This is a genomic window from Staphylococcus simiae, assembly GCF_017357005.1.
In the GTDB taxonomy this organism is placed as follows: domain Bacteria; phylum Bacillota; class Bacilli; order Staphylococcales; family Staphylococcaceae; genus Staphylococcus; species Staphylococcus simiae_A.
Genome location: NZ_CP071589.1, coordinates 270,714 through 292,632, shown reverse-complemented (window position 1 = coordinate 292,632; position 21,919 = coordinate 270,714). Strand labels below are relative to the sequence as shown.

The window sequence follows — 21,919 nt, the reverse complement described above, 5'->3', positions numbered from 1 at the left end:
TTCATTGAGTCCATTCACACATTAGCATTTTATGGTCAAAAATTGAAAGAATCGTTCAACAGTATGTACTGTTTGAACGATCCAACTTTATAACTAATCTGCAACTACACGTGTACCTGCTTTACCTTCTGCTGCTTCAATAGCATCATCTAAAGAACAGATTATCGCTTCTTTGCCATTTTCAGCAAAACGAATAGCAGCTTCCATTTTAGGTAACATACTACCTGCTGGGAATTGTCCTTCGTCTACGTATTGTTTTGCTTGTGATACAGTAATCGTTTCTAATTTTTCTTCGTTCATTTTACCATAGTTAATATAAACATTAGAAACATCTGTTAACATCATAAAGACGTCAGCATCAACTTGTTCAGCTAATTTTAAACCTGAACGGTCTTTATCAATCACCGCTTCAACACCTTGGATATCACCTTTATCATCTTTATAGACAGGAATACCGCCACCACCTGATGAAATAACGATAGCTTGATGATCAATTAATGTTTTGATTTGTTCAACACCATGAATAACTAAAGGTTCTGGTGAAGGAACTACACGACGATAACCTCTACCAGCATCTTCTGACATCACGTAACCATATTGACGTTCTAATGCTTCAGCTTCTTCTTTATCAAAGAAGACACCAATTGGTTTAGTTGGATTATCAAATGCTTTATCGTCTTTATCTACTTCAGTCATTGTTAATAAACTAACAACATTAGTATCAATACGCATATCATTTAAATGATTTTTTAAAGCTTTTTCTAACATGAAACCAATAAACCCTTGTGATTCAGCATTACAAGCATAAATCGGTAAAGGTTCAACATAATCTTTCGCAATTTCATTTTGTGTAATAATATTTCCAACTTGTGGACCATTACCATGTGTAATGACAATATTATGTCCAACTTTTTTCAATTCTGCCATTCTACGAGCAGCTGAATATACATTATTATATTGATTTTGATATGTAGCTTCTTGTTTAGGTTGTAAAATTGCATTACCACCTAGTGCTAACACTATATTTTTACCCATTGTCTATCTCACTCCTCATATTAAGTGCCAAGTAGATGCCATACAAAGTATCTTTACCTGACGACGAACCTACTTGTAATAATTGCTCAATAGTTTCAATAGATGGATAGTGTAGTAATTTAATAATTTTAGAACTAAACTCACCATTTATGGCATAGTATAAAAAAGTTTCAGACACGACTGTTGTATATTGATGATTTAACAAGTGCGCAATATCATCTAGATGATGCTGTGCTATAAAAGGTGTAACATAGTGTATTGCTAATATCCCAGATAATATGTCATCTCCAGTAGGTGTTAATCCTTGGCCTCTACCAATTAGATATTGTATTTCACTATTTACAGTTACATCATCAGTTATTAGAGCATTTAATACTTGTTTCATTCGTGCTTTACTAAAATCACTATCATCAAAATCTGAAAAGTCATATTGTGCTATTGCTTGCTGAAGTTGCTCTAAACGAACAACTTCAGGCTGCAATAACAGTTCATGTTGAGCTACTTTCCAGCGTAATTGTATGTTATTTGCAAATTGTATCGTCTGATGCTTAACTGTCATCACACTTCCGACTTCAATTTGTTGTAATATATCGTCTCTTGTTTGCTGATCTACCGTGATACCAAATGGAAACATGCCATTATCATCTGTCCCAATAAAGATTAAGTCATCCTTATCTGTGATAACATTGAAACCTTTATTGAATTTACTATGCACCGTTAACAATGGGTGCTGAGATAATATACGCTGCGCATGTTTTCCAATTGACCGCGCTGTTAAAATCACGCGTTGAATCCTAATTTTTCAGCATATGCAGTAATTGCTTTTTCGAAACATTCGATTGGTGGATGTACTGTACCCGCACCAATTTGTCCATAACCAGCTATCTTATGCGCAATACCTGTATTAATTACTGGTGTAATACCTGTTTCAACTACTTTACGTGCATCAATACCTAAGCAAGCACCTTTAAAGTTCCATGTTGGAATAACGAAGTTAGGATTTTCACCTAAACAAATTTCCATCATTTCATTACTCGTTTCTAAAGCATCATCAAAGCCACCAGTACCTACAAAGCGTGTTACTGCTGGTGCAGCAATCATTGCCATGCCACCAACACCAATTGTTTCAGTGATAGCTGAATCTCCGATATCTTTATTAGCATCATCTTTTGAATAGCCAGTGAAATATAAACCTTCTGGTGTATTTGCTGGGGCAGTAAACCATTCATCGCCCATACCAGCAATACGGATACCAAAGTTTTCACCATTACGGCACATGGCAGTTACAACCGTACCATGTTTAATTTCACGTGCTGCATCCATCATCGCTTTACCTGTTGCCATAGCAACGTTTAAGAAGAATTGATCAGTATCTGATAAGAACTGGATAACATCGATACGATCTTGTTGATCTACATCTTCTAATGCTGTAATAATTGGTGCAACTTCTTTTAAGAACGCAAGTGAAGCTGCAATATTACGTTGGTGGAATTCATCACCCATGGCAATTGCTTTAGCAATTAATACATTAACATTTAAACCTTCATCCATTTGGCGAATAGCTTTGCTAAGTACGGGACCTAGAACATCTTGCATCCATTTCAAACGCTTAATAACTGTGTCATTATAAGCACCGAAACGTAGTACTGCACCAATACCTTCATTCATTTGGCAATATGCTTCATTACCATTTTCTCTATTTTCAACAACTAATACAGGCATGTTTGCTGATGTAATACCACCCATTGGTCCAACAGCATTAACGTGATGACAAGGTATTAATGTAATCTCACCATTTTCTAATAATTGACGTGCACCAGCTTCATCTTCAGCCCATCCTTCAAATAAAATGGCACCGACACATGAACCTTGCATAGGGTCAGTCATATTTTCATATTTAATTGGAGGACCTGCATGTAGTAAGACATGCTCTTTTAATTCTGGAATCTTATCTTTTGCTGGTACAACATCTACTAGGAACGGAGCAGCTGCCACCATTTTATCAATGACTGCTTGGTTTGCTTCATCAATTGTTTGATAACTCATTATACTGTCTCTCCTTTGAAATTATTTAAGAATTGTAAGACTTTCATTAATTTCTCATCGCCACCAGCAACTGGACGCCAATTAAATTGGACAACTTCTGCATCGCTATTTTTGATTGCTTCAGTGAAGCTCTCTAATCCAATGTTGATGACACTTGGTTTCATGTTAATTAAATTAAGTACTTTTTCATCTACAGTTAAATCTACTTTTTCTGCATCAAATTCTTTAACTTCTAATGATGGTTGTGCAACTTCTTTTCCAATTAAATGTAAAGCAGTACGCACCATTTCATCATTTGTTTCGCATACTACCGCACCGGCATCTACTAAAGTATCAATTTGTTGTTGATAACCTTGATGATCATGAACTGTACCTACGACAGTTGCTAATACGACTAAGTCGCGTTGTTGTGACTTAGCTTTATTTAATATTTCTTTAATCGTTGGAGCAAGTTGATTAGCCATATCTTCATGACTACCATAACCAATAACATTATCTAACATAATCACAGCAGTTGAATCACTATCAGCCGCTTGTTCTAACATTTCAATACGTTTTGAAGGGTCTATCATTGGATGTGGGCGACCTTGTGTATACATGTCATCTCCAAGGTCAATCACTTCATGATTACCACCTTTAAAGCTATAACCTTCTGGTGTTTCTCCTTCTTCTGAACCAGCATTATCACGAATTAACATTGCCGCTTCAGAAGCTAATGTACCACCTGAATAGTAACCTTTAATACCATCTTGACCATCGTTAAAGTTAGCTTTAATTTCTGTATTTATTGCAGGTTTAAAATTAGGTTGTTCATCTGCAGCAAGTTGTACTGACACACGTGCCGCTTCTTCTAATGTATAAGCGTGATAAATTTCTTTTTCAGTATATGTTGGTTTTTCACCTAAGAACAGAGTCACAACTGGTTTATCAATATTGCGTAGTAAATTTAACACACGGTCTTCAACTTCTTTAGCTGGTGGTTTAGAAATAACAGTGATGACTTTCACTTTAGGATCTTGATTTAACGCTTTAATGCTATCTAACATTGTAATAGCGCCAACTTCTGTTGATAAATCACGGCCACCAGTACCGATAGCGTTTGTAACACCATTGCCTTCGCGATCAATAATTGTTGTAACTTCTTGAATACCAGTACCAGACGCACCGACAATACCAATGTTCCCTTCATTCACAGTATTCGTAAATGCCAATGGCACGCCATGAATAATACCAGTACCACAGTCAGGTCCCATAACTAACAAACCTTTATCATGTGCCATTTTTTTCAAGCGTACTTCATCTTCTTTAGCTACATTGTCACTAAACATAAAGACGTTCAAATTATGGTTCAAGGCATTTTCAGCTTCCATTGCGGCATATTGCCCAGGAATTGAAATCAATGCAAGATTAGGATTATTGGCAAGTTCTAATGCTTTATCCCAATTTTTAGCCACATCATTTTTAGCTGTTGCATTATCAGCATCATCTTTACCATTCAATTCATCTTCAATTTGTTGATCTACTTCAGCTACTTTGGCTTCATCTTCAGTATCAACCACGATCACAATATCGTTAGGATTAGCATTGTCTAACTCTGCTGTTTCCATACCTGACGTTTTGAAAATATCTTTATTCGCTGGTGTGCCCATCATAATTGAAACTTGATTCACACCTTCTATTTGTGACAATTTATTTGATAGTAACATTAAGACGATTGAATCTTGATAACGGTTTTCTTTAATAATTGTATACTTCATATTCATCCTCCATTTTATTCAGCAAATCTATTTTTGCCATGATATCTATCGTAGTGTACATCGTCTGAAATTAAGTAATTATAAATATCATCAACAATGTCGATACCTTGTTGATCATACTTTTCGCTACGTAAACGACCACGTTCACCTGGGTAATAAATTTCGCCATAACCTTGTGCTGCTGGCTGTGCTTTTAATTCGTCTAACATGGTAGATATTTGTTGTTTAAATTGGTCCATATCAGTGAAATATGCTGGATTAATGACAATATGTAATTGTCCTAAATCTCGACCTTTCGTTAAATCTTTATACATCGAAGAAACGTGTAAGCCATGTGGTAGTCCTAATAAACTACCTGATAAGATATCAACCATCATCATTAAGCCATAGCCTTTTGGACCTGCTACTGGAACAAGTGCATGTACATCACGTGAGTCTGTCGTTGGTTCGCCTTTATCATTAACAGCCCATGTATCAGGAATACTCAAATGTTTTGCTCTAGCATCTAACACTTTGCCCCATGCTTGAACGGTTGTTGCCATATCAAAGGTAATGATACGGTCATCATTAGATGGTGAACTAAAAGCGATTGGATTCGTACCAAAGTAAGGTTCCGTACCACCAAATGGTACTACCATTGGATCTGATTGACACATACTTAAAGCAACCATATCTTGTTCAGCAGCCATTTCTACAAAGTAACCTAATGCACCGCTATGAGAAATATTTTTAACACCTACTACTGCAACACCATTGTTTTTAGCAATATCAATGGCTTTTTCCATAGCTTGTTTCGCAGCTTGATGTCCTGGACCATTGTCACCAAAGAAAGTGGCTGTTGCTGGTCCTGTTTGTTCAAAATGATATTGAGGATTAGTATTAATACCACCTTTGGCAATACGTTCAGCATAATATTCGACACGTACTGCACCGTGTGAATGTATACCTCTATGATCTGCAAATGTTAGTACATCAGACACATCACTAGCAGCTTGTTCATCTAGCCCTGCTTGTTGCAATTTTTGTTTCATTAAATCAAATAATTCAGATTTCGATACGCGCATCACATATCCTCCTTTTAAAAAGAGGTAGAAACATTGCCATAATAACTATGCAAATGTACGCATTACTTACGTCATGCATCTTTTACATTCTTACAAACTAGCGACATTTCTACCCCTATATATGATTACTTATAATAATTAATAAACTTGATCTGAAACTAAATAGTCATAAATGGATGCAGCTACCGGAATTCCTGTATCTTGATATTTCTTTTTAACATCTTCTTGAATTTCACCAGGATAGTATACTTGATCAAAGCCTTGAGCTGGTGGGATGTCATGTAGTTCATCAACCATTTGTGCTACTTGTTCCAAGAATGTTTCTTGGTTACCAAAATAAGATGGATTAATAACAAGATGGAATTGGCCAAGTCGTCTATATTCAGATAAATCTTGATACATAGATGACACATGCTTACCAAATGGCAAACCTAATAAACTTCCAGCAAGAATATCAACCATCATCATTAAGCCGTAACCTTTTGGACCTGCAACTGGTAATAGCGCACCAACATCATGAGGATTCGTCGTTGGTTCACCCGTATGATCTACAGCCCAAGTATCCGGGATTTCTTTATTTTTAGATCGAGCATCTAAAATCTTACCCCACGCTTGAACTGTCGTTGCCATATCAAATAAGATTGGTTCTCCATTAGCTCTTGGTGCTGCAAAAGCAATAGGATTTGTACCAAAATATGGCTGTGTACCACCAAATGGTACTACCATTGGATCTGACTGACATACAGTAAGTGCTACCATACCTTGTTGTGCTGCCTGAAGTGCGAAATAACCAATCGCACCACTATGTGCCATTTCTTTAATACCTACAACACCTAAACCTGTGTCTTTAGCCATGTCAATAGCTTTATCCATCGCTTTATAAGCAACTAGATGTCCAGCTGCATTATCACCAAAGAATGTTGCCGTTGATGGTCCTGTTTGTTCAACTTGAAATTGTGGTGTTAAATTAAATCCACCTCGTGCAGCTCTTTCAGCATAATATTGCATACGCACAGAGCCGTGAGAGTGAATACCACGAGAATCAGCGAAAATCATTAAATCTGCTACTTTTGCTGCTTGTTCTTCTGGCATTCCAGCTGCCATCATTTTTGATTTAAAAAGATTTCTTAAACGATCATGTTCAACATAAACCAATCCATCTTGTGTCATGTTATCCATTCTCCTTAAATTTCAATATCTCTGTTAGCATCTTTAGAATAAAGATAAGCAAATGGTTCATTTAAGCCGATTGCATATGTTGCTTGAGGTGCATAAGCGCCCATAAAGATATAATCACCTTTATCAACTGGCATCCATTCGTTATCTAAGTTATAAACACCACGTCCACTTAATACATATGCACCATGTTCTTGAACATGTGTTTCTACATAACCATGTGACGCACCTGGTTCAAATGATAAAATGTGCATATTCATGTCATAAGCTAATTCTTTTGGTAATAAGTCTAAAATACGAACTTCTTCCATACCTTCATACGCATCAGATTTCATATCATTAACATTGCCTGATACTACTGATGGTTTATGACCAGCAAGTGGTTGATAACGTTTTTTATAAAGGAATAAACGGCTATCTTCTCCATTATTATTATTTTCAAATTTCATTTGTTGATCAGCTGGTACATATAGATAACCACCTTGTGCTAATTCATATTTATCATCAACTGCATAAGCATTGATGCTACCACTAACAACATAAATAAATGTTTGAACGCCGTCGCCACCAAATCCTTGCATATTACCGCCTTTATTTCTTGCAGTTACAAGATAATCTACAAAGCGTGCGCCTAATCTTGGTGAACCTAAAATTGTTACATCACAATCTTCAAAACCGGGAACGACATTATTTACCAAACCATCTGGTGTAATAACTGCATAGTTATCCTTTTTGACAACTGAACGTGTTCCTAGTAAGTCTTCTCTATATCCTTGATTATGATTTAAGTAACCCATTATAAATCTTCCTTTCTGTTATCCATTGTTTTTATTAATTATTGTTATTCTTTATAAGCTAAGTTGTAGAGTGCATCTTTCAACACTTCAATACCTTTAACTAAATCACTTAATTCTGTTTCTTCATTTACGTTATGACTAATACCATTGATTGATGGTACAAATAACATTGCTGTTGGTACATATTTAGCAAAAATTTGCGAGTCATGACCAGCACCTGAAGACATTACTCTATAATCTTGCTCACCAACAACATTTTGAGCTGACTGTTCAATTTGTTGAACTAAAGATGGTTCCATTAAAGTAGGTGCTTCATCCATCCATAAATCAATATCAACAGTTAAACCATCTCTGTCAGCAACTTTTTGAACATAAGCTGTAATCTCATCAGCAAATACATTCAATTCATCTTGATTAATGTGACGACAATCAATTGAGAATGTCACGCCACCTGGTACAACATTAACGGTATTAGGAACAGGTTCTACACTACCGAATGTCAATACTAAAGGATCTCCCACTTCGCGTGCACGTTGTGTTAAATGCGTCACAATATCACTGAATGCGACTACAGTATCTCGACGTAATCCCATTGGTGTCGTTCCAGCATGATTTGCTTCACCATGTAGTGTTACAGTGTATCGTTTTTGACCAACAATGCCATTAACAACACCAATTGATTGTTGTTCAGCTTCAAGTACTTTACCTTGTTCAATATGAACTTCAATCCATGATTTAATATCACTGTAGTCATTGTCATGCTCGCGAAAACCGAAGCCAGCATTACGCATGGCATTTTCGAATTTAACGCCTTCGCTGTCCGTTATGTCAATCACATCATTTTTATCAGCTAAGTTGAAGAAGTTCTTACTTCCCCAGAAACCATATGGGAAACGACTGCCTTCTTCTTCAGCTAACGCTACAACTTCCATGGAACGTAATGGTTGACCAAATTCCTCTTTTAATGAAGCCATTGCTACAGTAGCAGCTAATATACCGTATTGGCCGTCTAAATGACCACCTTCTACAACTGTATCAATGTGAGATCCTGAAGCAATCACCTCATTCGGGTATTTTGAACCTTCAAGACGTCCGGTTAAATTACCTACATCATCAAATCGTGTACTAAAACCTTCTTTTTCCAATGTACTCTTAAGTGCATGTACAGCATTTACCCATTCTTCAGAATATAGAAGTCTAGTAATGCCGCCACCAATCAACCCACCATAAGCGGTGAATTGCTTATCTAATGCATCAAAAGAAGATCGAATGTCCATGCTCTTCAACTCCTTTGTCATTTCAACATCTATTATAAGCGCTTTCAGTTATGCTATCATTCACATATCTCACAATATTACTTTATCTTTTTATTCGAATTAGACAAATACAGTACTCATCTTTTTTGAGATGCTATAATAAGTAAACTATATCAATTTGGAGGGACATCATTTTGTCTACAATCGAACAATCTGTTTTAACGAGCGATAATTTTACATTGCCTTATACAATTATTAAAGCTACAACACAACCCCCAAAAGGAATCATCGTCTATTATCATGGTGGCGGACTTGTCTTTGGTAAACCTAATGACTTGCCACAAGATTATTTAGATATTTTGACTCAACATTATGATGTGATATTGGCATCTTATCGTCTTGCACCAGAAGCAACGATAGATCAAATTATTGATGATGCATTAACATGTTTTGATGCCATCAAAGAAAACTATCAAGATGTACCAACATTTGTCTTCGGTCGTTCATCAGGTGCTTACTTATCAATGATTGTTGCACGCGATCGCCAAGTTGATGGTATTATTGATTTTTATGGTTACAGTCGTTTACAAGTACCTGCATTTTTAAGACCATCAGCATATTTCGAAAAATTAGCTGGTAGCATCACACCTGAAATGATTCAAACATTAACATCGCAAACGCCAGTTGTTGCTGATCAATTACAACAACGCTTTTTACTCTATGTTTATGCGCGAGGAAAAGCAAACTGGTTCGACATGTTAAGTTTAGAGCAAACAGCATCTATGAAATACAACATTTCACCCAAACAACTCAAGTCATTCCCACCTATGTTTATCGTTCACTGCAAAGGTGATACAGACGTACCGTTTAGCGAAAGTGAACATATTATTAAACATGTACCTTCAACATCATTTACGCCTTTAGATAAAGACGCCCATGACTTTGATAGAAAAGTAGACGACTTTAATAAAGACATCTATCAACAAGCTGTAAATTTTATTGATAATGTTAATAGTAATTAACTCAGAAAAGAAGTGATAATCAATGAACATAAATAATGTATTAAACCATTTAGCAACATTTAATGAATTAGGCTATAACCCTGATAATGGTGGTATTAACCGTATCGCTTTTAGTCACCCAGAGCGTATGGCTGCTTTGAAATTTTCTATGCTTTGCCAACGTGCTGGTTTAGATGTCTATTTCGACTTTATCGGTAATGTTATTGCGAGAAGAGGAGGTAAATACCCTGACCTCAAACCTGTAGTCATTGGCTCTCATATTGACACTGTCAAAGACGGCGGTCAGTATGACGGACTACTAGGTGTCATCGGTGCGTTAGAAGTTGTTGAATATTTAAATAAACATCAAATTGAAACAGACCATCCACTCATTATCATTGCTTTTGCTTGTGAGGAGTCTGCGCGTTTTAATGAAGCAACGATTGGCAGTAAATACTTAACTGGACAATATAATAGAGCATCGTTAAAAGACATTGTAGATAACGATGGCTACGTGTTATATGATATCGTCCAACCATTATCACAAGAAGTGAGAGGTCAAACAGCTTTATTCGAGCGAAACCAAATCAAAGCATTTTTAGAATTACATATTGAACAAGGTCCCATTTTAGAAAATAATAACGACGATATTGGTATCGTGACACATATCGCTGCACCACATCGTTTTAAAGTTACCGTGCAAGGCGTAACAAGTCATTCAGGTTCAACACCTATGCCTATGAGAACCGATGCGCTAACTTCTGCTTCTGAAATGATTTTAAACATTGAACAACTTGCACAACAATACACAAATGAAGGTATTGTGGCAACTGTTGGCTATGTTGATGTCTATCCTAATACTATGAATTCTATTCCTGGAGAAGTGTCTTTCTTAATTGATATTAGAGGAAAAGATGAAGTGATAAGAGAAGAAGTTGTTCAACACATTTTAAATAGCATCGATCAAATTTCAACTCAACGTCATACACACGTCAACATCACAGATTTAGGTAATGAACATCCTGCTAAATTAAATGCTGAGATGGCTAAAATAACAGAAAACGTATGTAAACAGCATGATTTTGAATATAGATACATGTATAGTGGTGCCGGTCATGACGCAATGAATTTCGCTTCCATTGTTCCAACAAGTATGATCTTTATTCCTTGTAAAGATGGCATTAGCCACTCTCCTTTAGAATCAGTAACATCTGATCAAATTGCTAAAGGAGTTCAAACTTTGATAGATACAACACTAGAATTAACACATAAAACAACAACATTAGAAGATCTTGACAATCATGTCATTTAACATTTTTAACAACATAAAGGAGCTGCAACTTCAATCGTCGCAGCTCCTTTTTTAGGCTCTATATAAATATTAAATAAATTGTCCATCTTTGGCATCAGTGACGCCATTTTCTTGGCTATAAACTTCTTTACCACGTAAGATTGTTCTAGCTACTTGAGCACCAATTTCTCTACCAACATATGGGCTCATTTGATTACGATACGCTAAGTCTTCAGCTTTTAAAGTATAAGAACTATTTGGATTAATCAATACAAAGTCTGCATCTTTACCGATTGCGATGCTTCCTTTACTATCTAAGCCAAAACGTTTAGCAGGTGCTGTCGCAATAATATCAGCGAATCTTTCTAATGACATATCACGTTTTTGAACACCTTCATCATATAACACATCTACGTTATTTTGGATACCAGCGATACCACCCCAAGCTTCGAAAGCATTGTCAGTATCTTTTAAATCCGGTGTACATGGTGAGTGATCTGATGTTACAAAATCAATATCTCCATTTTGTACACGATCCCACATACCTTCTAAACGTGATTGTTCACGAATTGGTGGAGAACATTTAACAACTGGACCAATATCGTCTAATTCTTCTTTATAGAAGTATAGATAATGTGTACATGTCTCACATGTTACGTCGACACCTTCTTGTTGTGCTTTAACAATTTCTTCTACACCTTCTTCACATGCAACATGAACGATGTGTAAACGACATCCTGTTTCTTTAGCAAATAAGATTAATTTACGAATTGGTTCAACTTCAGTGAATACTGGACGAGAATCTACATATGCACTTAATGTTGTTTCACCATTTTTATATGCAATCTCACCTAATTTATCAGTAACATTAGCATTTTCAGCATGTACTGATAAAATCTTACCAGTTTTAGCGATTTGCTTCATACCTTCATACAATGAATAATCATCTACATTTTCAAAGTCGCCTTCAATTGAACGATCTCCACAAGTTGCTAAGAATGCTTTGTAGGCAACGACACCTGCGTCATCTAATTCTTGAATACCACCATCTAAATTGTAAGGCACTAAACCACCGTAACTAGCTACATCAACTGTTAAATCACCTTTACCAGCATCAAATTTTTCTTCAATTGAAGCTTTATCTGTGGTAGCAGGAACTTGGTTTAATGGCATTTCAACAAATGATGTCACGCCACCTTTAGCAGCTGCACGTGTACCTGTGTCATAGCCTTCCCAACCATCACGGTAACCGCCACCTGGATCTGTTATATGCACGTGTGCATCTACCATACCTGGAGATACGACTTGTCCTTGTGCATCGATAACTTTATCAGCATCACCTGTTAACATTTCAGCTATTGCTGCAATCTTACCATCTGTTACACCTACATCTACATGCTTTGCGCCATCTTCTAAAATAACTAACCCATTTTTAATAATTAAATCGAATGTCATTATTGTCTCTCCTCCAAATTCGAATTTTTGTTACGAGATTCATGTATTAAATGTAATAAAATGTATACTACACCTGTACTAATAAAACCAATAAACCAAGAGAAATCTGCAATGATTCTAAATGCAGGGATAAATCCTAGTAGTGAAATCACTACACCTACAACTGTAGCAATATATGCAGGGATATTAATTCTCTTCAAATCTTTAGGTTTATTATTTAAATCGAAATATAATTTATCAATATTGATTTTACATTTCGAAATAAGGTAAAAGTGAACAATCATTGCGCCTGCTACTGGTCCTAAAATAGCACCAATGGCATTTAAGAATACAAAGATACTATCTTGGTTTTCCATCATTTTCCATGGCATGATAACAATACTTAAGACAGATGCAATCATAACACCACGTTTATAGTTAATCCATTTTGGCATCAATGCTGTTAATTGATAGGCTGCAGGTATAATGTTACTCGTCGCATTAGTGGAAATTGTTGTCATTAATAGTACACCCGTTGCAATCAGAATAGCCCAAATACTATCCCATTCATTAATAATCGTTAGGATATTCCATTCTTGATGTCCTAGTGCAATTGAACCACCTATAATAATAAACACACTAGAAATCGCAAATAATAAATGTGCTACCACGATACCAGAAATTTGACCTACAACTTGAGAGCGTGTTGATTTCGCATTTTGCGTGAAATCTGCTACACTTGCTCCTGGTCCTGCCCAGACACCTAACAATGAGTTGAAGATTAAGATAAATGTTAGAATAGCAGGATAAATGATGCCAGATGTTTTAGTTGTAATATCATAATTCATAATATTATGCCAACCACCGGCTGTCATGTAACCCCATATTGCCATACCACCAAAAACGATGTAAATAAGTGGATTTAAAATAGCTGTAAATTTATTTAGCGTTTCTCCACCACCAATGCCTATGCCAAAGTTAACTGCCCAGAATATTAAGAAGGCAATTAAAGCTGGAATCGTAATACCTAAAATCGTATGACCATTACCGAAATCTTCATAACCAGGAATCAGTTTGTTCATTAATATTAATAATGCTTGAGATCCAGCAAAAGTTTGAATACCAAACCATCCGATGCCTGCTACCACACCACGTAAGATACCAGGTAATTTTGCACCTGCATCGCCGTATGTATGTCGCAATTGCATGGCAAATGGTATACCGTATTTTGAACCAGCATAACCGTTAAACACTAGTAACATTGCAATAAGAAATGAACTAATGACTAACGAGAACATCACTTGTAGTGGTGATAAACCGAGCAGTAAAAAGCCACCTACTGCAGTATAGTTAGGAATGTTGTGAACAGCACCCATCCATAAAGTGAAGAAGTTAAATGCTGAACTGTTGCGTTGTGAACTATTTTTAGGCATGATATCTTTGTTATAACCTCGACGTTCAAAAAACGCTTCGTCATATGATGCCTCGTATGCTTCTTTACTCATATCGGTTTCAGTTAGCCCCCTTTAATCGTACATAAAATATGAGAGTTGCGAACAATAACACCCCAGACAAACCGTCACTTCATAACCACAATAACTGGAACAACCTGTATCTTTCGGTTTGTACTATATGTAATTTCGTCTCTCTTTATGATTAGTTTATTAGTAATGTAAGCGTTTTTCTTTATCGCTTTTGACATATTTTTTTTGCGTTTTGTCACAAACTGACAAATAGTGTGGCAATTTCCTACAATATTTTGTGAATATTGCATATAATAGAGTTAAGTTTATACAGTAAATTATATTTCTATACATCGTACCCTATTTTGACTTAGAAGGAGGTTCCTTATGGCTAGTCTACGAGATATGTTATCTATGCCTCAATTTAATGCATTTTCATTAATTAACCATCACGGTAACTTAGATACCATTATTGAAGGTTTAGATATTACTGAAAATAGTGATATTAAACATTTTACAAAACCGAATACTTTTATCCTGACAACTGGATTACTCTATCAAGATGATCAACAAGGATTAATACAACTCATTCGTGATCTTAAAGATGTAGGTGTTGCAGGATTAGGTATTAAAGTTTCACGCTTTTTACATGCTATCGATCAAGTAGTTATTGACATAGCAGATGACTTAGCTTTTCCTTTGATTGAAATTCCAGAAAATTGGAATTTAGGTGACGCATCACACCAAATGTCAGCAGTCATTGAAAATGCTAAAACTGAAAAATTAAATTACGCATTATATATCCAACAAGAACTCAATCAATTATTGATAAAGGGATTCGATGTTGATACAATGATTCAGTTTTTAAGTAAACGTTTAGGTGTACCCATTTTATTATTCGATCCATTTAAACGCCCTATTTCAATGAGTCAACATTATCAACATCAAAGATCACTTATCAATGATCATATTAAATATTTCAAACAACATATTTCGGAGATTGAACAAGATGATAGACGTTCAGTATTCGTCAAAGAGAACCACATTATATATAAAGTTAGAAGTTATAACTATTTTCCATATTATCTAATGGTGACTCAATCTGATAAACTTACCTACCCATTTAGTCTATTGACCATTGAACAAGTTGTTAGCGTGCTAAGCTTTTCAATTTATAAATCAGCTAAAATTGAAGAAGCCGAACAAAACGAAATTAACCGCTTCTTTGAATCATTAGTCCTTAATGATAGTGATACTGCTTTATCCGTCAAACAGCATCCACAACTACTGGAACGCTACAATATTTATAATTCAAAATACTATCAAGTTGTAACATGTAGTATAGATGAAACTCAAAAATTAGAGAACAGTAACTATTTGTATGAAAGACAATATCTGACATTCCAATGGTTACTCCATAAGTTTTCTGATTTAGATTCAAAAATAAGTATCTATAAAATACCTAGTAACGATCAATTTGTCATTTTATTACAAAATAGACATCATTATTTCTGGGATTACTTAAAGCTGATTCAACAAGAGTTTCATAACTTTTTTGAGGGTAGCTTATCTTTTGGTGTTGGCAATGAAGTAACAGAGTTTTCACAGTTACCTTACTCATACTTTGAAGCATCAGAAGCACTTAATAATATTCGCGCCAAAGGGCAATTTGAACAAATCGAAAGCTATCGTTCAAAAGATATTAGCGAACTATTACAATTAATACCATCTAATAAATTAATACCTTTTATTAAGTACACACTTGGTGATTTGGCTAAACCAAAGACAAAAAAAGAAGCTGAATTAAAACAAACTTTGCGTATCTATATGGATAATCATTGCGACATTACTAAGACAGCTGAACAAATTTTTATTCATCGTAATACTGTAAAATATCGTATTAATAAATGTGCGCAAATATTAGATACGACCATTGAAGATCCGGATATTTCACTCAATCTTCGTTTAGCATTATATGCCTCAGAATTAGTAGATTTAAATCATTAAGCGCTTCGATTGATTAAGTTTCATAAGTTATTTAGGAGGCTAACTCATTATTTATGACAATGACACTGCGCTCGTTTAGCTTAACTTTGCAACGACGTTATGATTATTAAGGTTCTCTCCCAAATTGGGAGTGGGACAGAAATAAATTTTATATAAAATTTATTTCGTATTCCCACCCCGGCAAGACTGACTAGGTTTGCAAAATGTTGATACATCAACATTTTACAAACCAGACAGTTACTGCCATATGCTTGAATTTAACTGTGAAATGTTTTTGTCCCAGGCTCCTAAAAAATAAAGAATCCTCAAATTTCTCTCGCAAAAATATATCATAGTTTCAAACTATTTATTATTAGTTATTTTATATTAGTCGGTGATTATATCAAACTATACAATAAAGTTAAGTTTTCAGATTATTTAGAATCAATGGTTGTATTTTGCTGTTTTAAAATTTTTTCTAGCAATTAAGCATGCTTTATCTATGTATTGACTTAAACAAAGGGGTTGTGCTAATGAATACATATCACAAGTACGCCAAGCAACCTAGTGCTTGGAGGTTCTACATTTACAGTTTAATTGGTATTTTATGTTTCTTTATTCCAATTACATTGAACGGTAACAATACGATATTAGTCGATCATGTCCATTTAGCAATTAGGTCACTATTAGGTCCAACGATGCCATATATTGCCTTAGTTATGATAGTCATTGGTGCTTTGTTACCAATCGTACGCGGCACTTTTAAGACATCTATAACTAACTTTATCATCACGTTATTCAAACTGGCCGGTGCAGTCGTTGGCATCATGTATGTTTTTCATCTTGGTCCTGCTATTTTGTTCAATAAAGATTATGGACCGTTTCTATTTGATAAGTTAATGATGCCTCTTAGTATATTGATACCAGTTGGAGCTATCGCGTTATCATTGTTAGTTGGTTATGGTTTGTTAGAATTTGTAGGTGTATTTATGGAGCCTATTATGCGACCAATCTTTAAAACACCTGGTAAATCAGCAGTTGATGCCGTAGCTTCTTTTGTCGGAAGTTATTCACTAGGCTTACTCATTACTAATCGCGTATACAAACAAGGGATGTATAACAAGCAAGAAGCAACAATTATTGCTACTGGTTTTTCAACCGTATCTGCAACGTTTATGATTATTGTTGCTAATACACTTGGATTAATGTCACATTGGAATTTATATTTTTGGATTACATTAATCATCACGTTCATGGTTACGGCAATGACGGCTTGGTTACCACCAATAGCTAATGAATCAACTGAATACTATAACGGTCAACAAGATGAAGAAGAAGTTGAAATTCAAGGTAGTCGTTTAAAGACAGCTTATGCTGAAGCTATGAAACAAAATGCTAAGACACCTTCATTAGTGAAAAATGTTTGGGATAATGTTAAAGATGGTTTAGAGATGACCGTTGGAATATTACCATCTATTTTATCAATTGGTTTTCTTGGTCTAGTCATCGCCAATTTCACACCACTTATTAGTTGGGTGAGTTATATTTTTTATCCATTCATTTATCTATTTCCGATACCTGATAAGCACATGCTTGCTGAAGCATCAGCTATTTCTATTGTTGAAATGTTCTTGCCATCGCTACTTGTTGCTAAAGCCGCTGCCAGCACAAAACTAGTTGTCGGTATCGTTAGCGTGTCAGCAGTTATCTTTTTCTCAGCGTTGGTACCTTGTATTATGGCTACCGAAATTAAGATACCTGTGTGGAAGTTAGTCGTTATTTGGTTTATTAGAGTAGCACTATCACTATTATTAGCCATACCAATTGCTTTACTCCTTTTTGGCTAAAGGTTGTGTTGTAGTTGTGAGTCCGATGATTAAGTATCAACTCCACTAACGTCGTCATACTTTCTTATAACTTTATGTATGATGATATAATTTAAAAATAAAGCCAACTCATATTTGATCATTCAATCAATTTATGAGTCGGCTTTGTCATTTTATCAATTATACATCTAGATGATGTCTTCACCATATTATGTACAATCATCAAATTATTTTCATTTATTTTTCAGCATGCGCCTATAATACTAAACCTATAATTGAGCCTGAAATGATAGATGCAAGCGTAGATCCAAGTAATAAACGCATCGCAAATGATGCTACCTTTTCACCTTGCTTATCACTTATACCTTTTATAGATCCTACTATAATACCTACTGTACCAAAGTTAGCAAAACTCACTAAATAAACTGAGATAATTCCTTGCGTTCTTGCAGAAACATCTCCTAAAGCATGTTTAAAATCTAACATAGCAACAAATTCATTAGTGATTAATTTCGTAGCCATTAATGAACCAGCAGATACCGCTTCACTCCATGGAATTCCCATAACAAATGCAATTGGTGCAAAGACATAACCAATCAATTGTTTAAAGTCTAAACCAATACCGCTAAATATAATGTTAATTGCTTCCATTAAAGAAATAAATGCTAATAGCATAACAGCCACAACAATAGCTATTTTAAAGCCATCCATTGCACTATCACCAATCATTTGGAAGAATGGCACTTTTTTAGGTTTACCTGTTTTACTATTTAAGTCAGTCTCTTCAGTTGATTGAGTTAAATTTTCAATTTCAACATCTGAATCATCTGATTGATATGGATTGATCACACTCGCTATAATTAAAGCACTAAATATATTAAGCATTACTGCTGTTACAACAAATTTAGGTTCTAACATTTGCATATATGAACCTAACATTGCCATACTAACCGCACTCATACCTGAAGTTGCAATAGTATACAATTTGGCTCTTGATAATTTAGGAATAATATCTTTAATAGTTAAATATACTTCTGGCTGTCCAAACATTGCTGTTGAAATGGCAAAATAACTTTCTAAACGTCCCATACGTGTAATTTTATTAATTGCTATACCCACGTATTTTATAACAAAAGGTAATACTTTAATATAATTAAATATGCCTATAAGTACTGAAATAAACACCAATGGTAACAAGACATTCAGGAAAAATGTATAGCCACCTTTATTTTGTAAATCTCCAAATACAAAATCAATGCCTGCTTTACTTACTTTTATTAAACCTTCGAAAAAGCCACCCATAGCTGTTAATATCGTTAAACCAATCGTCGTATTCATCATAAATAATACAAGTAATACTTGAATGACCAGCATGATAGCAGGCTTTTTAAAATCTATACTTTTACGGTCAAAGCTAAACATATATGCAATGATTAAGGCAAACAGTACACCTGTGATTGCAAATAAAATGGACATAGATCATCACCTACATATGATTGAAAGCTACTGCAATCTTAGCACCTAATATTGCATTATTTTCAACTAATTTTATGTTTGCTGCTAAACTCTTTCCTTCTGTTTTCTCAACAATTTTTCCTAATAAGAATGGCGTAGAATCTTTACCTTTAATACCTTTACTTTCTGCTTCTTCTACTGCATCATCAATAATACTTTCAATATAGTCTTTTGATAATGCATGTTCATGTGGAATAGGGTTAGCAATAACCATACCACCACCTAATTCTAAATCATGTTTTGTTTGATGTACTTTGGCAATTTCTTCAGGACTTTGAGCTGAACTGATTAATTTAACACCACTTTCACGTGTAAAGAATGCTGGTAACTCATCAGTTTGATAACCAATTACTGGTACACCTTTCGTTTCCAAATATTCCATCGTTTTTGGTAAATCTAAGATAGACTTAGCACCAGCACAAATTACAGTTACTTCTGTTTTAGCTAGTTCGTCTAAATCAGCAGATATATCCATAGTGTGTTCTGCACCTTTATGTACACCGCCAATACCACCAGTAACAAAGAATTGAATTCCTGCTAATTCAGCACAAATCATGGTAGTCGCAACTGTCGTTGCTCCAATTTGATTCGTAGCTATAACTTCAGCTAGGTCTCTTCTTGATACTTTAGCTACATTGTCACTAGTAGCTAATGTTTCTAATTGATCTTTCTCTAATCCAATCTTAATTTTGCCATCAATAATCGCAATGGTTGCAGGTACTGCACCGTTATCACGAATAAGCTGTTCTACTTTATTAGCCATTTCCACATTTTGTGGATATGGCATACCATGAGAAATAATTGTAGATTCTAAAGCTACAATAGGTTGGTTATTGTCCTTTGCTTGTTTTACTTCTTGTGAATAATCAATGTATTGTTGTAATTGTGTCATTTTTATACTCCTCCATATCATGATAAAGTTGTTGTTGATCTAAATTTTGGCGTACGGTATATTCCGTCTCTATTGTTTTACTGGAATTGACCATACCAGCTATTAATATATCTTCAGTAGACATACCATTAAGCCAACTATAGACTACCGCTGCACAGAACGAATCGCCTGCACCAGTAACATCTTTGACATTTGTAGACGGTGTTACTGATTTAATAATTTCTTCTTTGTCACTTCTATAAATAAGTTCTTTCACACCATTAGTAATGATGACATTGCTTACTCCTAAATCATTCCATTTTTTAGCAGCTTCTTTTAAGTCATCCGTATTATCAATATCAACATTCAAAAATGTTTCTGTTTCATCTTTATTCGTAATAATCCAATCAATAGCATGTAATGAATCAGGCATATTTTTCATTTTCGGTGATGAAACTGTCGTAATTACAAGATTAATGTCATGTTTTGCTGTGTAAGCACATAAAAAATCTAGTGCGTCTTTAGATAAATTCAAATCTACAATAATGCATTTAGCTTTTTTTAATAAATGCGTACGCTTAATTAAAAATTCTGGTGTGATATGATCAAACACTTCCATATCTGCCAAGCCATAAGCCATGTCTCCTTGCTTGTTAATCAGTGCCGTGTAAGACCCTGTACTTGCATTTTCAAATTGTTGTACATGATCCATATTCATGAATGGACTTGATAAACGCTTAACCATATCCCATTCACTATCTTGACCACTGGCTGATAAGAAGGCGACTGTTTCACCTAAACGTCCAAGATTTTCAGCAATATTTCTTGCAACACCACCAACTGATCTTGTTGATGTCACAGGATTCGATGTTTCGGCAACCAATTCTTTATGTACATAAAATTTTCTATCTACATTAGCAGCACCAATACAAACAATAGGATAATCTTCATTTAATACATAAGCTTTGCCCATCACATACTCTTTTTGTATGAGCCCAGAAATAATATTTGCGACAGTTGGTCGTGATAATCCAATCGCTTCAGCTAATTCTCTTTGTGATATAAATGGATTATCTTTAATTCGTTTTAGTATTTCCTTTTCGGTTGTATTCATGTCATCCCTCCTTTTAAAAGTTTCAACATCGTGTAAAAAGCTTATTTACAGCCATATCGTAGCATGCATTTTTATATGTGTAAACGCTTACAAACACCTTTATATTAGTGATATATGTTTGTTTGAACTTGTCCACAATCAAAGAATCTTCATTAAATCTTTTAAAATTAACAACTTTAGCTAAAATGATATATGTTTAAAAAGATGATTATTGTAAGATAAAAAATTTTGACAAATTCATGTATTTCTACCTATTTGAACTTTCAAAATCGAGTAGGAGGATAACC

General features: G+C 34.9%; 17 protein-coding genes. 4 read left to right on the top strand and 13 right to left on the bottom strand.

Annotated elements, in window-relative coordinates:
- Positions 1-93: 93 nt before the first annotated feature.
- The 8 genes from arcC to allC form a co-directional block, all read right to left on the bottom strand.
- Positions 94-1,035 carry a carbamate kinase gene (gene arcC, locus J3R86_RS01200; protein WP_207517710.1) on the bottom strand — a complete coding sequence of 314 codons (942 nt, stop codon included), beginning with the start codon at positions 1,033-1,035 and terminating at the stop codon, positions 94-96.
- The gene (locus tag J3R86_RS01195; protein ID WP_207517709.1) at positions 1,028-1,819 is read right to left on the bottom strand and encodes an oxamate carbamoyltransferase subunit AllH family protein; all 792 of its coding nucleotides are present in this window, start codon (positions 1,817-1,819) and stop codon (positions 1,028-1,030) included. The genes arcC and J3R86_RS01195 overlap by 8 nt, the downstream gene beginning before the upstream one ends.
- A complete protein-coding gene (locus J3R86_RS01190; RefSeq protein ID WP_207517708.1) occupies positions 1,816-3,081 on the bottom strand; it encodes a YlbE family protein in 1,266 nt (421 codons plus the stop codon). The genes J3R86_RS01195 and J3R86_RS01190 overlap by 4 nt, the downstream gene beginning before the upstream one ends.
- A complete protein-coding gene (fdrA, locus tag J3R86_RS01185; protein WP_207517707.1) occupies positions 3,081-4,838 on the bottom strand; it encodes an acyl-CoA synthetase FdrA in 1,758 nt (585 codons plus the stop codon). Before fdrA ends, J3R86_RS01190 begins: the two co-directional genes overlap by 1 nt.
- A gap of 14 nt (positions 4,839-4,852) precedes the next feature.
- Positions 4,853-5,902, bottom strand: a complete 1,050-nt coding sequence (gene allD / locus J3R86_RS01180; RefSeq protein ID WP_002465176.1) for an ureidoglycolate dehydrogenase — start codon at positions 5,900-5,902, stop codon at positions 4,853-4,855.
- A gap of 138 nt (positions 5,903-6,040) precedes the next feature.
- On the bottom strand, positions 6,041-7,072 hold the full coding sequence (gene allD, locus J3R86_RS01175; RefSeq protein ID WP_207517706.1) for an ureidoglycolate dehydrogenase: 1,032 nt from the start codon (positions 7,070-7,072) through the stop codon (positions 6,041-6,043).
- Positions 7,073-7,086: 14 nt separating this feature from the next.
- Positions 7,087-7,875, bottom strand: a complete 789-nt coding sequence (gene allE / locus J3R86_RS01170) for a (S)-ureidoglycine aminohydrolase (RefSeq protein ID WP_207517705.1) — start codon at positions 7,873-7,875, stop codon at positions 7,087-7,089.
- 44 nt (positions 7,876-7,919) lie between these two features.
- Entirely contained in the window at positions 7,920-9,152 is a 1,233-nt protein-coding gene (gene allC / locus J3R86_RS01165) for an allantoate deiminase (protein WP_207517704.1), read from the bottom strand.
- A 173-nt stretch (positions 9,153-9,325) separates the two neighbouring features.
- Here allC and J3R86_RS01160 point away from each other — a divergent pair, with 173 nt between their 5' ends.
- Positions 9,326-10,153: an alpha/beta hydrolase gene (locus J3R86_RS01160; RefSeq protein WP_207517703.1), complete on the top strand. Its 828-nt coding sequence runs from the start codon at positions 9,326-9,328 to the stop codon at positions 10,151-10,153.
- Positions 10,154-10,175: 22 nt separating this feature from the next.
- Positions 10,176-11,444, top strand: coding sequence for a M20 family metallo-hydrolase (locus J3R86_RS01155; protein ID WP_207517702.1), 1,269 nt, complete (start codon positions 10,176-10,178; stop codon positions 11,442-11,444).
- A gap of 69 nt (positions 11,445-11,513) precedes the next feature.
- Here the strand turns inward: J3R86_RS01155 and allB are convergent, their stop codons facing one another.
- Together allB and allW are read right to left on the bottom strand one after the other, a co-directional pair.
- Positions 11,514-12,878: an allantoinase AllB gene (allB, locus tag J3R86_RS01150; protein WP_207517701.1), complete on the bottom strand. Its 1,365-nt coding sequence runs from the start codon at positions 12,876-12,878 to the stop codon at positions 11,514-11,516.
- Positions 12,878-14,362, bottom strand: a complete 1,485-nt coding sequence (gene allW, locus J3R86_RS01145; protein WP_207517700.1) for an allantoin permease — start codon at positions 14,360-14,362, stop codon at positions 12,878-12,880. The genes allB and allW overlap by 1 nt, the downstream gene beginning before the upstream one ends.
- Before the next feature lie 345 nt (positions 14,363-14,707).
- On the opposite strand from allW, the gene J3R86_RS01140 reads away from it, so the two are divergent.
- The gene (locus J3R86_RS01140) at positions 14,708-16,327 is read left to right on the top strand and encodes a PucR family transcriptional regulator (protein WP_207517699.1); all 1,620 of its coding nucleotides are present in this window, start codon (positions 14,708-14,710) and stop codon (positions 16,325-16,327) included.
- A gap of 512 nt (positions 16,328-16,839) precedes the next feature.
- On the top strand, positions 16,840-18,153 hold the full coding sequence (locus J3R86_RS01135) for a YjiH family protein (RefSeq protein ID WP_207517698.1): 1,314 nt from the start codon (positions 16,840-16,842) through the stop codon (positions 18,151-18,153).
- Between the two features lie 234 nt (positions 18,154-18,387).
- Here J3R86_RS01135 and J3R86_RS01130 read toward each other — a convergent pair whose 3' ends face one another.
- Genes J3R86_RS01130 through J3R86_RS01120 form a run of 3 tightly spaced genes read right to left on the bottom strand, consistent with a single transcriptional unit; the run spans position 18,388 to position 21,632 of the window.
- Positions 18,388-19,608: a NupC/NupG family nucleoside CNT transporter gene (locus J3R86_RS01130; protein WP_207517697.1), complete on the bottom strand. Its 1,221-nt coding sequence runs from the start codon at positions 19,606-19,608 to the stop codon at positions 18,388-18,390.
- A 10-nt stretch (positions 19,609-19,618) separates the two neighbouring features.
- Positions 19,619-20,539: a pseudouridine-5'-phosphate glycosidase gene (locus J3R86_RS01125; RefSeq protein WP_207517696.1), complete on the bottom strand. Its 921-nt coding sequence runs from the start codon at positions 20,537-20,539 to the stop codon at positions 19,619-19,621.
- Positions 20,514-21,632: a carbohydrate kinase gene (locus J3R86_RS01120; RefSeq protein ID WP_207517695.1), complete on the bottom strand. Its 1,119-nt coding sequence runs from the start codon at positions 21,630-21,632 to the stop codon at positions 20,514-20,516. Before J3R86_RS01120 ends, J3R86_RS01125 begins: the two co-directional genes overlap by 26 nt.
- Positions 21,633-21,919: the final 287 nt, after the last annotated feature.

Excerpts from the sequence above, each read along its gene's own strand:
- J3R86_RS01155 (WP_207517702.1), top strand. The coding sequence starts at position 10,176 with ATGAACATAAATAATGTATTAAACCATTTAGCAACATTTAATGAATTA.
- allD (WP_207517706.1), bottom strand. The coding sequence starts at position 7,072 with ATGACACAAGATGGATTGGTTTATGTTGAACATGATCGTTTAAGAAAT.
- J3R86_RS01140 (WP_207517699.1), top strand. The coding sequence starts at position 14,708 with ATGGCTAGTCTACGAGATATGTTATCTATGCCTCAATTTAATGCATTT.
- allD (WP_002465176.1), bottom strand. The coding sequence starts at position 5,902 with ATGCGCGTATCGAAATCTGAATTATTTGATTTAATGAAACAAAAATTG.
- allW (WP_207517700.1), bottom strand. The coding sequence starts at position 14,362 with ATGAGTAAAGAAGCATACGAGGCATCATATGACGAAGCGTTTTTTGAA.
- J3R86_RS01120 (WP_207517695.1), bottom strand. The coding sequence starts at position 21,632 with ATGAATACAACCGAAAAGGAAATACTAAAACGAATTAAAGATAATCCA.
- J3R86_RS01125 (WP_207517696.1), bottom strand. The coding sequence starts at position 20,539 with ATGACACAATTACAACAATACATTGATTATTCACAAGAAGTAAAACAA.
- J3R86_RS01130 (WP_207517697.1), bottom strand. The coding sequence starts at position 19,608 with ATGTCCATTTTATTTGCAATCACAGGTGTACTGTTTGCCTTAATCATT.
- allC (WP_207517704.1), bottom strand. The coding sequence starts at position 9,152 with ATGGACATTCGATCTTCTTTTGATGCATTAGATAAGCAATTCACCGCT.
- arcC (WP_207517710.1), bottom strand. The coding sequence starts at position 1,035 with ATGGGTAAAAATATAGTGTTAGCACTAGGTGGTAATGCAATTTTACAA.
- J3R86_RS01190 (WP_207517708.1), bottom strand. The coding sequence starts at position 3,081 with ATGAGTTATCAAACAATTGATGAAGCAAACCAAGCAGTCATTGATAAA.
- J3R86_RS01135 (WP_207517698.1), top strand. The coding sequence starts at position 16,840 with ATGAATACATATCACAAGTACGCCAAGCAACCTAGTGCTTGGAGGTTC.
- allE (WP_207517705.1), bottom strand. The coding sequence starts at position 7,875 with ATGGGTTACTTAAATCATAATCAAGGATATAGAGAAGACTTACTAGGA.
- fdrA (WP_207517707.1), bottom strand. The coding sequence starts at position 4,838 with ATGAAGTATACAATTATTAAAGAAAACCGTTATCAAGATTCAATCGTC.
- allB (WP_207517701.1), bottom strand. The coding sequence starts at position 12,878 with ATGACATTCGATTTAATTATTAAAAATGGGTTAGTTATTTTAGAAGAT.